The 16,488-nt window shown below is 74.5% G+C and carries 5 protein-coding genes; 4 read left to right on the top strand and 1 reads right to left on the bottom strand.

The window, feature by feature from the left end; all coding sequences use genetic code 11:
• The first annotated feature begins 2 nt into the window (after positions 1 to 2).
• The gene (locus AC2RP6_RS05545; RefSeq protein WP_486445139.1) at positions 3 to 10,976 is read left to right on the top strand and encodes a non-ribosomal peptide synthetase; all 10,974 of its coding nucleotides are present in this window, start codon (positions 3 to 5) and stop codon (positions 10,974 to 10,976) included.
• On the top strand, positions 10,963 to 12,663 hold the full coding sequence (locus tag AC2RP6_RS05540; RefSeq protein ID WP_486445138.1) for an ABC transporter transmembrane domain-containing protein: 1,701 nt from the start codon (positions 10,963 to 10,965) through the stop codon (positions 12,661 to 12,663). Before AC2RP6_RS05545 ends, AC2RP6_RS05540 begins: the two co-directional genes overlap by 14 nt.
• A gap of 6 nt (positions 12,664 to 12,669) precedes the next feature.
• On the opposite strand, the gene AC2RP6_RS05535 is transcribed toward AC2RP6_RS05540, so the two are convergent.
• On the bottom strand, positions 12,670 to 13,875 hold the full coding sequence (locus AC2RP6_RS05535) for an alpha/beta hydrolase-fold protein (RefSeq protein WP_486445137.1): 1,206 nt from the start codon (positions 13,873 to 13,875) through the stop codon (positions 12,670 to 12,672).
• Between the two features lie 93 nt (positions 13,876 to 13,968).
• On the opposite strand from AC2RP6_RS05535, the gene AC2RP6_RS05530 reads away from it, so the two are divergent.
• Both AC2RP6_RS05530 and AC2RP6_RS05525 read left to right on the top strand, forming a co-directional pair.
• Positions 13,969 to 14,181: an MbtH family protein gene (locus tag AC2RP6_RS05530; protein ID WP_486445136.1), complete on the top strand. Its 213-nt coding sequence runs from the start codon at positions 13,969 to 13,971 to the stop codon at positions 14,179 to 14,181.
• Between the two features lie 70 nt (positions 14,182 to 14,251).
• Positions 14,252 to 15,943, top strand: a complete 1,692-nt coding sequence (locus AC2RP6_RS05525) for an amidohydrolase (protein ID WP_486445135.1) — start codon at positions 14,252 to 14,254, stop codon at positions 15,941 to 15,943.
• Positions 15,944 to 16,488 lie beyond the last annotated feature (545 nt).

The raw sequence follows: 16,488 nt of genomic DNA, 5'->3' as shown, positions 1-16,488 counted from the left end.
CGATGACGGAACCGACCGCTCGTCTCGTACGGCTTTCTCCCACACGCCTGGCCGGATTACGCCGGCGCACGGGCGACCATCGCGACCGGACCATCACCGCGGCGTGCGCGATCGGGCTGGCGTACTGGGCCACGGGCCGCAGCCCCGAAGGCATGGACCTCACCCCCGCCACCCTCTTCGCCGACGTCCTCGGCTGGGTCGACCACGGCGGCGGCACCACGGCCGGCTGGGAGATCGGCGCGGACTCCCGCAGCATCGCCCTCCCCGACGGCGTCCCGGCGGCCGACGCCCAACTCGCCCTGGACGACCTGGCCGACTTCCCCGACCGGCCCCTCGGCACCATCGCCCCCTCCAGCGTCACCGAACGCCTGGAGACCCTGGCCCGCTGGAACGACAACGGCGCGGACCGGGCCCGCCCGACCATCGTGGACATGTTCCGCGAACAGGCCCGCACCCGCCCCGACGCCGTCGCCGTGGTCGACGAGCACCGCTCCCTCACGTACGGCCAGGTCGCCGAACTCTCCAGCCAGCTGGCCCACGCACTCCTCGACCGCGGCGCCGCCCCCGAACAGGTCATCGGCATCTCCCTCGCCCGCTCCGCCGACATGGTGGTCGCACTCCTCGGCGTGCTCCGGGCCGGCGCCGCGTTCGTACCCCTCGACCCGCAGTGGCCCGCCGCCCGCAGGGCCGTCGTCATCGAGGACGCGGGCGTCGCGCTCCAGCTCAACCGCACCGGGGAACACGACCCCGGCGAACCGGCCGCCGTCGCCGTCGACCTCGGCGACTGGCGCCACGGCGCCCGCCCCGGCGGTGGCCCCGACATCACCACCCCCGGCGACGCCCTCGCCTACGTCATCTTCACCTCCGGCTCCACCGGCAGGCCCAAGGGCGCCATGATCCGCCACGAGGCGATCAGCGAACGCCTGCTCTGGCAGGTCGACGAGATCCTCGGCTTCGGCCACGACGACGCCTCGCTGTTCAAGGCACCCCTGTCCTTCGACATCTCCATCAACGAGATCTTCCTGCCGCTGGTGTCCGGCGGCCGCCTGGTGGTGCTGCGCCCCGGGGGCGAACGCGACCCGCACCACCTCCTCGGCGTGATCGCCGAGCAGCGCGTCACCTTCACTTACCTGGTCTCCTCCATGCTGGACGTCCTGCTGGAGATCGCCGCAGACTCCGGCCGCCTCGACAGCCTGCGGCACGTGTGGTGCGGCGGCGAAGTACTGACCCCGGAGCTGTACGAGCGGTTCCGCGCCCGGCTCGACATACCCATGTACCACGGCTACGGACCGGCCGAGACGACCATCGGCGTCTCCCACGTCATCTACCGGGGCGCGGCGGAACGCCTGTCCACCTCGATCGGCCGGGCCAACCCCAACACCCAGCTCTACGTCCTCGACGACGAGCTGCGCCCGGTCCCCACCGGCGTCGGGGGAGAGCTGTACGTGGGCGGCTTCCTGCTCGGCCGCGGATACGCGGGCGCCCCCGGCCTGACGGCCTCCCGGTTCGTCGCCAACCCCTTCGCCGCCGACGGCTCCCGCCTCTACCGGACCGGTGACCTCGCCCGGTACGCCCCGGACGGGACGCTGGACTTCCTCGGCCGGGCCGACAACCAGGTCAAGATCCGCGGCATGCGCCTGGAGATCGAGGACGTCGAGGCCGGCCTCGCGGAGCACCCGCGCGTCCGCCACAGCTGCGTCGTCGCGAAGGAGAACACCGCCGGAGGCACCTACCTCGTCGGCTACGTCATCCCCGCCGCCGGAGCCGAGGACCTCCGGGCGGAGGAGGTCGCGGACTGGGCCGCGGCGCACATGGTCGCGTACATGGTGCCCGCCCGCATCGTCGTCATGACGGAGTTCCCGCTCACCGCCAACGGCAAGCTCGACCGCGGCGCGCTCCCCGAGCCCGGCACCGGCACGGGCCCGCTCGCGCGGCCCGTCACCGACAACGAGCGCCTGGTGTGCACCGCGGTCGCGACGCTGCTGCGGCTGGACGCGGTCGGCGTCGACCAGGACTTCTTCCGGCTCGGCGGCGACAGCCTGCTCGCCATCTCGCTGCTGGGCGCGCTGCGCAGGGAAGGCCTCCACGTCACCCCGCGGCAGATCTTCACCCACAGCGTGATCGGCGCGCTCGCCGCGGTCGCGACCCCCGCCGGCACCTCCGCCGCGGACCACGACGACGTCGCGACCGGCCCCGTCACGGGATCGCCCGTCGTGCGCTGGCTCGGCGAGACCACCGACGCCGTCGACGGCTTCGTCCAGTCCGTCGTGCTGAACACCCCCGCGGACCTGACCGCCGTCGCCCTCGACACGGTCCTCGCCGCCCTCGTCGAACGCCACGACATGCTGCGCGCCCGGCTCGTGCGCGGCGACCACTGGAGCTTCGACGTCCCCGCCCCGGCGGACCGCACCGCCGCCGGGTGGCAGGAGAGCGACCGGCCGCTCGACGCGTGCGTGGCCCTCGCCACCGGGGCGCTGGACCCGGAGCGCGGCGTCATGCTGCGCGCCGTGTGGCGCCGCGAAGCCCGACAGCTCGTCCTCGTCGCCCACCACGTCGTCGTCGACGGGGTGTCCTGGCGGATCCTGATGGAGGACCTCGCAGCCGCGTGGCACGCGTACGCCGTCGGCGAGCCGGTCCGACTGCCGCCGGTGGGCACCTCGTTCCGCCGGTGGACCCAGCTGCTGGAGCGGGCGCCGTTCGACGACGACCGCGCCCACTACGCGCGCGCCCTGCCCGGAACGGACGCGCCCCTGGGCCGGCGCGCGCTCCGACCCGCCGACACCGTGGCCCGGGAGCGGACCAGGACCGTCACGGTCGGACCCGACGTCACCGCCGCCCTGCTCGGCGACGTCCCCGCCAGGTTCCACGCGGGGGTCAACGACGTGCTGCTGACCGGGCTCGCCGTCACCCTCGCCCGGTGGCGCCGCGACCTCGGCCAGGACCAGACCTTCGCCCACGTCGAACTGGAGGGCCACGGCCGCGAAGCACGCTTCGTGGCCGACGCCGCCGGCTTCGACCCCGAACTGTCCCGGACCGTCGGCTGGTTCACCACGCTCTTCCCCGTCACCGTCGACCCCGGCCCGGCGGCCGACCCCACGGACCCCGGGTACCTCACGGCCGCTCTCAAGACGGTCAAGGAAGACCTCGCCCGCGTCCCGAGGAACGGCCTCTCGTACGGCGTCCTGCGCCACCTGGCCGGCGCCCGGTTCGACGCGCCCGCACCACAGGTACTCTTCAACTACCTCGGCCGCTTCGACGCGGGCTCCACCGCCGACTGGCAACTCGCCCGATCCACGAGCCAGTTGGGCGAGCGGCGGGATCCGCGGATGCGGCTGCCCCGCGTCCTGGAGTTCAACGCCATCGCCGAACCGGACCCGCGTGGCGCCCACCGCCTGGCCACCACCCTGTCCTGGCCCGACGGGCTGCTCACCGACGACGACGTCGCCGCCATCTGCGCGTACTACCGGGAGACCCTCACCGCGATCGCCGCACTCGACCGCGGTGGCCACACACCCAGCGACTTCCCCCTGGTCGCCCTCACCCAGGCCGACGTCGACACCCTGGACGGCCCCGGCCTGCGCGACGTCCTGCCGATGACCCCCCTCCAGGAAGGCCTCTACTTCCACTCCGTCTACGACGACGACTCCACGGGCCGCTACGTCGAACAGCAGCTGCTCACCCTGGAGGGAGAGGCCGACGCCAGCCGGCTCGCGGCCGCGGCCACCCGCCTGCTCGCCGTCTTCCCCAACCTTGCCGCCCGCTTCACCCCGCTGACCGACGGCCGCGTCGTCTCCGTGCTCGACGGCGGCACCGAGGCCCCCTTCACCGTCCTGGACCGGCCCGGCATCACCGACGACGAGCTCCGCGACCTCGCCGAACAGGACCGCCGCGCCGGATTCGACCTGGCCGCCGGCCCACTCATGCGGTACACCCTCGTCCGGGCGGGAACCGGCCGCAGCGTCCTGGTGCAGACCGTGCACCACATCGTCGCCGACGGCTGGTCGGTACCGCCGATGCTCCGCACGCTCCTCGCCGAATACCACGCACCGGGCACCGTCCACCCGGTCGGCGGCTTCACCGACTACGTGCGCCGGCTCGCCGAGCGGGACGAGGACGAGAGCGACCGGGTGTGGCGCGAACAGCTCGCCGGCCTGCCCGGCCCCTCACTGGTCGCCGAGGGGCACACCCCGTCCGACCGGTTCGCCGACACGGCCGTCGACCTCGACGGCCACGACCTCGACGGGGCCGTCCGGTCGGCCGGAGTGCCCCTCAGCGTGGCCGTGCACAGCGCCTGGGCGGTGGTCCTCGGCAGCGTCCTGCACGGCCGCGACGTCGTCTTCGGCTCCACGGTGTCCGGGCGCGACGCGAACGTGCCGGGCATCGAGGACATGGCCGGCCTGTTCATCAACACCATCCCCGTCCGCGCCCGCTGGACCGCCACCACCACGGCCCGGGAGCTGCTCGCCTCGGTACGCGAGCACCAGAGCGCCGTCCTGCCGCACCAGCACGTCTCCCTGACCCGTACCGGCCGCCACGCCGGCACCGGCCCGCTGTTCGACACCCTGGTGGTCTTCGACGTCGCGACCGACACCGCCGCCCTGCGCTGCCCCGGCCACTCACTGGTCATCACCGCCGTGGTCAACGAGGGCGCCCCGCACTATCCGCTGACGCTCGTGGCGGAGCGCACCCGCGACGGCCGGCCCCGCTTCAACCTGATCCACGACGGCACCCTCCTGCGGGAGGCCGGCGCCCGCACGCTCCTGGCCTCCTTCACCCGGATCCTCACCGCCCTCCTCACCCGGCCGGACGCCCTCGTCGACGACCTGGCACCGGACCCCGCCCGGCCTCCGGCCCGGACCACCGCCGCGACCACCGCCCCGACCACCCTGGCCGCCCTCTTCGACGCCGCCGCACGCCGCGACCCGGCCGCCACCGCCGTCACGCAGTGCGCCCTCGACGGCGCCACCCGCTCCCTGACCTACGCCGAACTGGCGTCGGCCCGCGACGAACTGGCCGCCACCCTGCGCGCCGCGGGCGTCGGCCCCGGCGAGCGCGTCGCCGTCGCCGTCCCGCGCTCCCTGGAACAGGTCGTCGCCCTCGTCGCCGCCGTCACCGCCGGCGGCGCCTACGTACCGCTGGACCTCGCGCACCCCGACGACCGGCTGGAGTACGTCCTCGCCGACGCCGCCCCGCAGGTCGTCCTCGTCGGCCCGGGACAGCGCGACCGCTTCACCCGGCTGCTGGGGCGGGCGGGGGTTCCCGCCCGCGTACTCGTCCAGGGCGAGCCGCTGCCCCGGCCCACTCGGGACGGACCCCCCGCCACCACCGGTCGTGCGGCCGGCCCGGCCGACCCCGCGTACGTCATCTACACCTCCGGCTCCACCGGCCGACCCAAGGGCGTCGTCGTCCCGCACTCCGCCGTGGTGGCCCTGCTCGCCAACACCCGCGCCGACATGGACTCCGGCCCGCACGACGTGTGGGTCCAGTTCCACTCGTACTCCTTCGACTTCGCGGTGTGGGAGCTGTGGGGCGCCCTCGTCCACGGCGCCGAGCTGCTGGTGCCCGACTACGCCCTGACCCGCTCCCCGGTCGACTTCCACCGCCTGGTGCGCGAACGCGGCGTCACCGTCCTCAACCAGACCCCCTCCGCCTTCTACCGGTTCATCGAGGCCGACCGGCACGCCGCCGAGCCGCTCCCCGCCCTGCGCCGGATCGTCTTCGGCGGCGAGGCGCTGGACCTGGGGCGGCTGCGCGGCTGGGTCGAGCGGCACGGCACCGCCTCGCCCGAGCTCGTCAACATGTACGGCATCACCGAGACCACCGTGCACGTCACCCACCGGGTCCTGACCGACGAGGACTTCGCACGCGGCGGCGCCGCCGCGAGCCCGATCGGCGGCCCGATCCCCGGCCTGGTCACCCATCTGCTCGACGACCGGCTCCGGCCGGTGCCGCCCGGCCGGGTGGGTGCCATCTACGTCGCCGGCGAACAGGTCTCGCTCGGCTACCTGGGCCGGCCGGGGCTCACCGCCGGCCGCTTCGTCGCGGACCCGTTCGCGGGCGGCGGCGCCCGCATGTACCACACCGGCGATCTCGCGCGCCGTACGCTCGACGGCGAGCTGGAGTTCGCCGGCCGCGCCGACGACCAGGTGCAGCTCAAGGGCTACCGCATCGAGCCGGGCGAGGTGGAGGCCGCGATCCGGGAACTCGACGGCGTCGTCGACGCCGCCGTCACGGTGGCGGACAGCGGCGACCACCTCGTCGCCCACGTCGTGGGCCGGGTGCCGGACGACCTCGCGGGCGCGCTCGCGGCGAAGCTGCCCGCGCACATGGTGCCCGCCCGGGTGCTCCCGGCCGACGCGCTGCCGCTGACGGTGAACGGCAAACTGGACCGTGCGGCCCTCGCCGAACGCGCCACCCGGGCCGCAGCGGAGGACGACACCGTCGCCGCACGCGTGACGGCGCAGGACACCGCGCTCACCGCCCTGACCGCCGTCTTCGCCGACACCCTGCCCGGCACCGCCGTGGACGGCGACTGCGACTTCTTCCGTGCGGGCGGCGACAGCATCCTCGCCATCACCGTCGTCAACCGGGCCCGGGCCCTCGGCCTCAAGATCTCGCCCCGAGACGTGTTCCTGCTCAGGACCCCGCGCGCCCTCGCCGCCCACCTGGCCACGAGCGCACCGACCGCCGCGGCGCCCGCCCCCGCCACCGCGCCGGCCACCCCCGAGGACGGCCCACTCGCCCCGACCCCGATCGTCCTGCGCCTGCGCCGGCTGGGCGGCTCCCTGGACCGGTTCGCCCAGGCCCGCGCCGTGACCGCCCCCGAAGGCGCCGGACTCGTCGACGCCGAGCGCGCCGCGAACGCCGTGGTCGCCGCCCACTCCGCCCTGCGGCTGAGGCTGCACGTCGAGCACGGCGTATGGACCCTGCGGACCGAACCCGCCCGGCCGGTCGCCGTCGTCCGCGCGGACACCACCGACCCCGCCACCGCGGCCGACGAGGCCGCCGGCCGCCTCGACCCGCAGACCGGCGACGTCATCGCGTTCTCGTGGCTGGAGGCGAGCCGCACCCTGGTCGTCGCCGTGCACCACCTCGCCGTCGACACGGTGTCCTGGCTGATCCTGCTGGACGACCTGGCCGACGCCCTGCGGGGAACGCCCCCGGCGCCGCCGACCACCTCGTACGCCGAGTACGCGCGGGCCCTGACCGACCCGGCGGCCCGGCCCGCCGACGACGACCTCGCGCACTGGATCACCACCCTCCAGGCGCCCCCGGTGCTCCCCGCCGTCCGGGCCCCCCGCGACACCCAGGTCGTGCTCCCGCCCGACGTGAGCGACCTCCTCACCCGCACCGCTCCCGCCGCCCTCGGCATCGGGCTCACCGAACTGCTGTGCGGCGCCCTGCGCACCGCACTGACCCGCGTCCAGCCCGCGCCCACCGACCTCGCCGTCGACCTGGAGCGGCACGGCCGCGACCCCGTACTGCCCCACCACGACTACACCCGTACGGTCGGCTGGTTCACCTCCATCGCGCCCGTCCGGCTCACCGCCCACACCGACCCGGTCGCCGCGGCCCGCGAGGTCGCCGCGCGCCGCCCGGACGAGCGCGCCCACCGCGCCTACGGCCGGCTCCGCTACCTCGACCCCCAGACCGCCCCGCTCCTGGACGCCCACCCGCAGGTGCTGTTCAACTACCTCGGCCGGGGCGAGGAGTCACAGGCCCTGCACATCAGCGGCGGCGACCGGGACAGCAGCCCCTATGCCGTCGAGGTCAACGCCTGGACGGACGCGGCCACCGGCCGCCTGCATGCCGTCTTCACCCTCGCCGCGGGCGTCCCCGACGAGATCACCGGGCACTGGCGCGACGCCCTGGAACACATCGCGCGGGCCTCCACGACCGCCGAGCGCACCGCGCCGGTCACCCCGCTCCAGCGCGGCCTGTTCTTCCAGGCCCAGCTGGCCGGACCGGCCGGGCACTACGTCGCGCAGAGCTGGTTCACCTTCGACCGGCGCCTGGACACCGGCGCCCTCGCCGAGGCGATGAGCTGGGTGATGGCCCGCCACCCGTCGGTGGGCGCCGGCTTCACCACCGACGACGACGGCAACGCCGTACAGGTCCTCGCGGCCGGCCGGCGCGTCGACGTCCGCACGCTCGACCTCGCCACGGACGCCGAGGTCGACGCCCTGCTGGCCCGCGACCGCGACACCGGATTCGACACGGGCCGGCCGCCGTTGATCAGGCTGACCGTCGTCCGCCGCCCGGACGGCCGCGACGGCCTGCTGCTCAGCTACCACCTCCTGCTGTGGGACGGCTGGTCCCGACAGATCGTGCTCCGCGACCTCTTCGACGCCTACGAGACCGCCCTGGCGGGACCCTTGACGGTGCCCGCCCCGGCCACCCCGAGCTTCGAGGACCACGCCCGGGCCCTCGCCACCAAGGACCCCGCCGAGGCGGAACGGTTCTGGGCCCGGCACCTCGCCGGCCTGCCCGGCCCGACGCTGCTCGCCGGACCGGCGCCCGCCCTCGCCGACGGCCCGCCCCGCACCCTCGTCCACACGCTCGACGCCGAACGGTCGCAGCTGCTGCGGGACGCCGCCCGCAGCCATGGCGTCACCCTGAACTCGGTGCTGACCGGCGCCTTCGGCCTGCTGCTCGGCGCCCGGACGGGCCGCGGCGACGCCGTGTTCGGCGTGACCGTCTCCGGCCGCGAGGGCGAAGGCCTCGACGGCATCGTCGGCGTCCTGCTCAACACCGTGCCCCTGTGGACCCGGGCCCGGCCCGGCGACACCGTCCGGGAGTACCTGTCGGCCGTGCAGTCCCGCAGGGTCGAGGCGATGGAGCACGAACACGTCGGGCTCGGCGAGATCCAGCGGGCCGGCGGACACGACACGCTCTTCGACAACCTCTTCGTCCTCCAGAACTTCCTGGACCTGGACGCCTTAGCCGAGATGAACGCCCGCCACGGCATCACCGCCGTCCGCGCCGACGACTCCACGCACTACCCGTACACCTGGGTCGTCACCCCGGGCGAGCGGCTCACGGTGAAACTGGAGTACCGCGACCACGACACCCCGGCCGCCCGCCGGCTCCTGGACGACTACCTGCGCCTCCTCGACGACCTGGCCCGCGCCACGGGACCGGTCGGCGCACTGCGGGGCCTCGCGCCGACGCCCGGGCGCGCCGAACGCACCGACATCGGCACGGACACCGTCGTCGACCGCTTCGACCGGGCGGCCGACCGCGCCCCCGGACGCACCGCCCTCGTCGCCCACGGACACACCATGACCTTCGCCGGACTGCGCGACCGCAGCCGCGCCCTGGCCGGAGTCCTCGCCGGACGCGGCATCGGCCCCGAGAGCACCGTGGGCCTCGCCGTACCCCGCTCGCTCGACGCGATCGTGGCGCTCTTCGCCGTACTGCGCACGGGCGCCGCGTACGTGCCGCTGGAACTGGACCACCCCGACGAACGGATCGCCGCGATCGTCGCGGACGCCCGCCCCGAGGTGATCCTCACCGTCGGCGCGGTGTCCCCCCGGCTGGACCGGCTCCCGGGCGACCTGATCGAACTGGACCGGCCCCTGCCCGCCGCCGAACCGTTCACCACCTTCGCCCCCGACGACCCCCAACGCCTGCGCCACCCCGCCTACACGATCTACACCTCCGGATCGACCGGCCGGCCCAAGGGCGTCGTGACCGAGTACGCGGGCCTCACCAACATGCTGGTCAACCACCAGCGTCGGATCTTCGAACCGGTACTGGCCGACCACGGCCACCGGGTCTTCCGGATCGCCCACACCGTGTCGTTCGCCTTCGACATGTCGTGGGAGGAGCTCCTGTGGCTCGCCGACGGCCACGAGGTGCACATCTGCGACGAAGAACTGCGCCGCGACGCCCCCCGGCTCGTCGCGTACTGCCTCCGGCACGGCATCGACGTCATCAACGTGACCCCGACCTACGCCCGGCAACTGGTGGCCGAGGGCCTGCTCGACGACCCGGAGCGGCGCCCGGCCCTCGTCCTGCTCGGCGGCGAGGCCGTCACGCCCACCCTGTGGCAGCGACTCGCGGAGACCGACGGCACGGCCGGCTACAACCTCTACGGGCCCACCGAGTACACCATCAACACCCTCGGCGTCGGCACCTTCGAATGCGCGGACCCGGTGGTGGGCGTGCCCATCGACAACACCGACGTCTACGTCCTGGACCCGTGGCTGCGCCCCCTCCCGGACGGCGTCCCGGGCGAGTTGTACGTGGCGGGCATCGGCATCGCGCGCGGCTACCTCGGGCAACCCGCCCAGACCGCGCACCGCTTCGTCGCCTGCCCGTTCGGCGGACCCGGCGAGCGCATGTACCGCACCGGTGATCTGGTGGCGCGGCGGCCCGACGGGAACCTGGCCTACCTGGGCCGCACCGACCAGCAGGTCAAGATCCGGGGGCACCGCGTCGAACCGGGCGAGGTGGAGGCCGCGTTCACCGCACACCCGGCCGTCCGGTTCGCCGCCGCCGTCGCCCAGCCCGACCCGCAGGTCGACGGCGCGTACCGGCTGGCCGCCTACCTCGTACTGGACGGCTCCGACCTGGCGACGGTCGCCGCCGACGTGGGCGGTGCGCTGCCCGACTTCCTGCGCCCGACGCACTACGCCCGGGTCGACGCGATCCCGCTCACGGTCAACGGCAAGGCCGACACCAGGGCCCTGCCCGAGGCCCGGCCGCTGGGCGCGCTGACCACGGCGGGCGAACGCGGCCCGCGGACCGGGACGGAAACCGTGGTCTGCGCGTTCTTCGCCGAGGCACTCGACCTGGACGACGACGAGGTGAGTGCGGTGGGCGACTTCGTCTCCCTCGGCGGACACTCCATGCTGGCGGTGCGGCTGATCGGGCTGCTCCGCCGGGAGTACGGTCCAGTGATCACGATCCGCGATCTGTTCACCCTGCGAACCCCGGAAGCGATTGCCCGCCACCTCGATGACAACTCCTGACACGCAGCGGCCCCGTTCGGGGTCCGAGATCCTGCGCACCGCGCTGCGCCGCAACGTCGGCGCCATGGCCTGGGGCACCGTCCTCATGGGCCTGTACCAGGCCGGGGAGACCGCCTTCCCCATCGCGCTCGGCCTGATCGTCGAGCACACCATGCGGGACCGGGCCCCCGGCGCCCTGGCCCTGTCGATCGCCGCGCTGGCCGTGATCATCACGACGGTCTCGCTGTCCTGGCGGTTCGGCATGCGCATCCTGCAGAAGGCCAACACGACCGAGGCGCACCGCTGGCGGGTGCGGGTCGCGGACTGCGGACTGCAGCCCGTGGCCCGGGACGTCGACCTCAAGTCCGGCGAGGTCCTGACCATCGCCACGGAGGACGCCGACCAGACCGCCGACATCATCGAGGTGGTGCCCCTGCTGATCAGCTCGCTGGTCGCCGTGCTGGTGGCCGCCGTCGCCCTGGGTTTGGCCGACCTGCGGCTCGGTCTGCTGGTCATCGTCGGGACCGTCGCGATCCTGTCGGTCCTGTCGGTGATGTCCCGGCGGATCGGCTCCAGTACCCGCGAACAACAGGCCCGGGTGGCCCGGGCGGGGGCGAAGGTCGCCGACCTGATCACCGGACTGCGCCCGCTGCACGGCTTCGGGGGCAACCACGCGGCCTTCCGGTCCTACCGGACGGTCAGCACCGAGGCGAAGCGCCAGGCGGTCACCGTCGCCGGGGTGAACGGCGCGTACGCGGGCACGGCCGCCGCCCTCAACGCGGCCCTGGCCGTCGCGGTGACGCTGACGGCCGGCCGGCTTGCGTTCGACGGCCGTATCAGCATCGGTGAACTCGTCATGGCCGTCGGACTGGCGCAGTTCATCATGGAACCGCTCAAGATGTTCTCGGACATGCCCAAGTACGTGATGATGGCCAGGGCTTCGGCCGAGCGGATGGCTCTGGTACTGACCGCGCCCCCGGTCTCCGTCCCCGGCCGGCGGCGCCCCGCCCCCGGCGGGGACCTGGAAGTCGACGGCGTCCGCCACGGCGCCCTGCGCGGCCTGAAGTTCCGCGTCCCGGCGGGCGGGTTCGTGGCCGTCGCCGCCTACCAGCCGCGCGCCGCCGCCGACCTCGCCGCCGTCCTCGCCGTGCGGGTCCCGCCGCACGCGTACGAGGGCGTGGTGCGGGTGAGCGGGCAGGAGTTCGGCGGGCTGTCGGTGGAGGCGGTCCGCGAGCACGTGCTGGTGAACCCTTACGACGCCGAGGTGTTCGCGGGCACCCTGCGCACGAACATCGACCCGTCGGGCCGCAGCCGTACGGTCGCGGAGGCCGTCGAGGCGTCCATGCTGACCGACGTCGTCGCCCTCCACCGGGAGGGCCTCGACTACGCCGTCCGCGACCGCGGCGCCAACCTGTCCGGCGGCCAGCGCCAACGGCTCTCGCTGGCCCGGGCCCTGGCCGCGGACAGCGACGTCCTGGTCCTGCACGACCCGACGACGGCCGTCGACGCCGTCACCGAACAGCTCATCGCCCGCAACATCGCCCGGCTGCGCCGGGGCAGGACCACGGTGGTCATCACGAGCAGCCCGGCCCTCCTGGACACCGCCGACCGGGTCCTGGTCCTCGACGACGGCGTCATCACGGCCGAGGGCACCCACCGCAACCTGCTCGCCACCGACGAGGACTACTGTCTGGCGGTGGCCAGATGAGCAGGCCTATGACCGCGCCGCTCCGGACGGCCGCTCCGGGCAACGACTGACATCGCAACGGGGAGGCTCGACGGCGGTGGTGGCGGCCCGGTGCGGGCCCAGCGTCCACGCGATGTCCCTGAGCAGGGCGTGGCGCCAGCCCGCGCGGTCGTGGGCGGAGGGGGAGCGCGAGACGCGTACGGCCGCACCGGCCCGGGCCGCCAGGGTCTCGACCACGGCGCAGTGCGGCAGCATCCGCGTCTCGTGTTCCCCGACGTCGAAGGCGACCCGCAGCCCCGACAGGTCGTCGCGCTCGCGCAGCCGGTCGGCGATCACCCCGCCGAGCGGCCCGCCCAGCGGATCCGCGAGGTCCGGTGCGCCGGGCGCCCACCAGAAGGACGGGGACTGGCAGGCGACCCGGGACACCAGGTCCGGGAACTCCAGCGCCGCGTACATCGCGCTGAGGCCCCCGAGGCTCTGCCCGGCGACCACCAGACGGTCCGGGTCCGCGGGCAGGCCCGTCCGCGCCACCAGCGGCAGCAGCTCGTCCCGTACCGCCTCCCACAGCTCGGGCCGGCACCCGAACTCGGCCTCCCGGTCCCGCGTCGGCAGGAAGACGAGGGTGACGGGCGGCATGCCGCCGTCCGCGACGGCTGCGTCGAACGCCGTCATGGCCGGATGCAGGTACAGCCAGTCGTCCCCGTCGAGGAGCAGCACCACCGGGCCGCCGCCGCCCACCGGGTGGACCCGTACGGTGCGCCGCCCGCCGAGGCGCTCGTTCGTCCAGCGGACCCGGGTGTCCGGCAGCGGGAACACCCCGTCGGCGCCCAGGGCGGGCCAGTACGGCTGGGCCGGCGCGTCCGGGGTCGCGGCGACCGACCGGTCGCCGCCCGCACCGGCCGGATTGAACGGGTCGGCGCACTGCGCGCCGTCCGCGCGGAACCCGTACGTGACCCGCAGCCGGGCGGGCATGCGGACCTGCGCGTACCAGCAGTCCGTGTCCGCCCACCGGCGCAGCGCCACCGGCTCCGACCAGCTCTCGAACACGACGCTCGCCGGAGAGCCGCGCCACAGGAACAGGGTCGTCCAGCCGCCGTCCTCCGAGGGCACCGACGCGGGGGCTCCCGCCGCCGCCCAGAACGCCCCGGACCCGGGCGCGCCCGGCAGTCCGTACGCGGTGAAGGGCTCCTGCGGGCCGGCGCCGTGGCCGGGGGCGGTATCGGTCAGGCCCATGCGGGTCTCCTTGTGTGCGGCAAGGGGAGAAACTAAGCTCGACACAATTAGGCGAGCCTAACCTAATCATGACGTTCCGGGGAGGCAACGACCGTGAGCACCAACCCCTTCGACGACCCCGAGGGCCGCTTCCTCGTCCTGGTGAACGACGAGGGCCAGCACTCGCTCTGGCCGTCCTTCGTCGACGTTCCCGGCGGGTGGGCGATCGCCCTCGGCGAGAACAGCCGCGAGGCCTGCCTGGACTTCGTCGAGGCGAACTGGACCGATCTGCGCCCCCGCTCCCTGGCCCGGACGACGGACGCCTGACCCTCCTTCACCGCCCGCCCCGGTACTGCCGCCGGCGGTACCGGCCGACCTCTCCGGGGGACCCCGCGCGATGCTCTGCACCAGGCTGACCAACGCCCGTTTCCTCACCATGGACCCGGACCACCCGGTCGCCCGTGAACTCGGCATCTGGCGGGGCCGGATCGTCGGCCTGGACGACGCGGTGGCCGCCCTGCCCGCCCGCGAGGTCGTCGACCTGCAGGGCGCCACCGTACTGCCCGGGTTCATCGACTCCCACGTCCACCTGCCCTGGACCGGCTTCGCACAGAACACCCCCAGCATGGCCGGCTGCACGCGCGTCGACGACGCCCTCGCGGTGGTGGCCGAAGCGGTCGCCCGCAAGGACTCGCCCGGATCGTGGGTGAGCATCGTCGGCTACGACCAGCGGGCGCTGGGCCGCCACCTGACCGCCGCCGACCTCGACCGGGTCGCCCGGGGCCACAAGCTGTACGTGCTGCACGACTCCGGGCACGGCTGCGTCGTCAACACCGCCGTGCTGGACCTGCTGGCCGCGGACGTCCCGCACGAGAACGGTTTCCTCGCCGAAGGCGCCATGGGCGCCGCCCGCGCCCTGCGACTGCCCTATTCGCAGGCGGAGTTGGCCGAGTCCATCGGCCGCGCCGCCCGTACCTGCCTCGCCGAGGGCATCACCGCCTGCGCCGAGGCGGGCATCGGCGGTGCCCTCTTCGGACACACCCCGGTCGAACTCGGCGCCTACCAACTCGCGCGGGAGAAGGGGCTGCTGCCCCTACGGGTCCAGCTGATGGTCTCCGCCGACCGACTGCGTCCGGTCGGCGCCCACGAGGCCGACGGCATCCCCCGGGCGCTCGACCTCGGACTGCGCACCGGATTCGGCGACGACTGGCTGTCCGTGGGCGCCCTCAAGATCTTCACCGACGGCGGGATGATGGCCCGCACCGCCGCGCTCAGCGCCCCCTACGAGGGCATGGGCCACGCCGGCCGGTTGCAGGACGACCCCGAAGTCCTCACCCGGACCATCGTCGACGGTCACCTCGCCGGATGGCAGCTCGCCGTGCACGCCATCGGCGACCGGGCGGCGGACGTGGCGCTCGACGCCCTCGAAGAGGCCCAGCGCCTGAGACCCCGGCCCGACGCCCGGCACCGCATCGAGCACGCCGGCCTGATCCGCCCCGACCAGCTCCCGCGGTTCGCGCGGCTGGGCATCAGCGCGGTGGTCCAGCCCAACTTCCTGCGGTACTTCGGCGACGACTACGCGGCGATCATGGGGGAGGAGCGGGCGCCGTGGCTCTACCGCGGCCGGGGCTTCCTCGACCACGGCATCACCCTGGTCGGCAGCTCCGACCGCCCCGTGACGGACGGATCGCCGCTGCGGGCCGTCCAGTTCATGGTCGAGCGCGCCTCCGGGTCCGGTCGCCGGATCGGCCCGGGGGAGGCGATCACCGTCGACGAGGCCCTGTACGCCTACACGGTCGCGGGCGCCCACGCCTGCCGCTGGGAGGACAGCGCGGGCAGTCTCACCCCGGGCAAGCGCGCCGACCTGGTCGTCCTGGGGGACGACCCGCGGCGCGTCGACGTCTCCCGCATCGGCGGCATCGAGGTCGTGGCGACCTGGGTCGACGGCCGCGACACCGCCTGGCGGGTCAGCAGGCGCGGACCGGCTGGTGGTCGTGGACGAAGCGGGCCGAGACCCAGCCGCGGGAGCCCTGGAGGCGGTACCAGATCGGGTTGCCGTCCACCCACCCGCCGCGCTTCTGGCAGTTGAGGAGCACCCGCTGACCGGGGCGGAGCGACTTGACGACGGGGGAGTACACCGTGGCCCTCTCGCGCACATGGAGGGGCGCGTCCGAGACGACCTCACCCACCGGGTACGCGGCACGGGGCGCGGCGGCCGGCCCGGCCCCCTGCTGGGCGGCCCATCCGGCGCCGCCCATCGGGCCGAGTGCCAGGCCTGCGGCCAGCACGCACATCACTACGGACTTCTTCATCTTCGGCCTCTTCTCCGACGACATCGGCGCGGGCGTGCCGCGGCGGACCGCGGACGGTCGAGAGTGCCCGACACGACTATCCGCGCGGCTGGGGGAACTCCCGGGCCGACACGTCCGCGGTTCCCTCCGATGGCCCCCGGCCGCCGTCGTCGTGCCCCTGATCGGGCGCATGTCCTGATCCCGCTGTTTCGGATGCGGGTGAACGAGCAGACGCGGGCCATGGCACCCGGTGTCGTCAGCCGACGTGCCGTCGTGCCGTCGCTCCGCTGTGCCGCTCCGGCCGGACGGTGCGACCCAGGCCCCCTCCGGCCGTCCGCCGCCC

The sequence above is a fragment of the Streptomyces sp. WAC03905 genome (assembly GCF_057371075.1).
The sequence above is the reverse complement of the archived record's forward strand: the minus strand, read 5'-3'. Positions and strand labels throughout refer to the sequence as shown.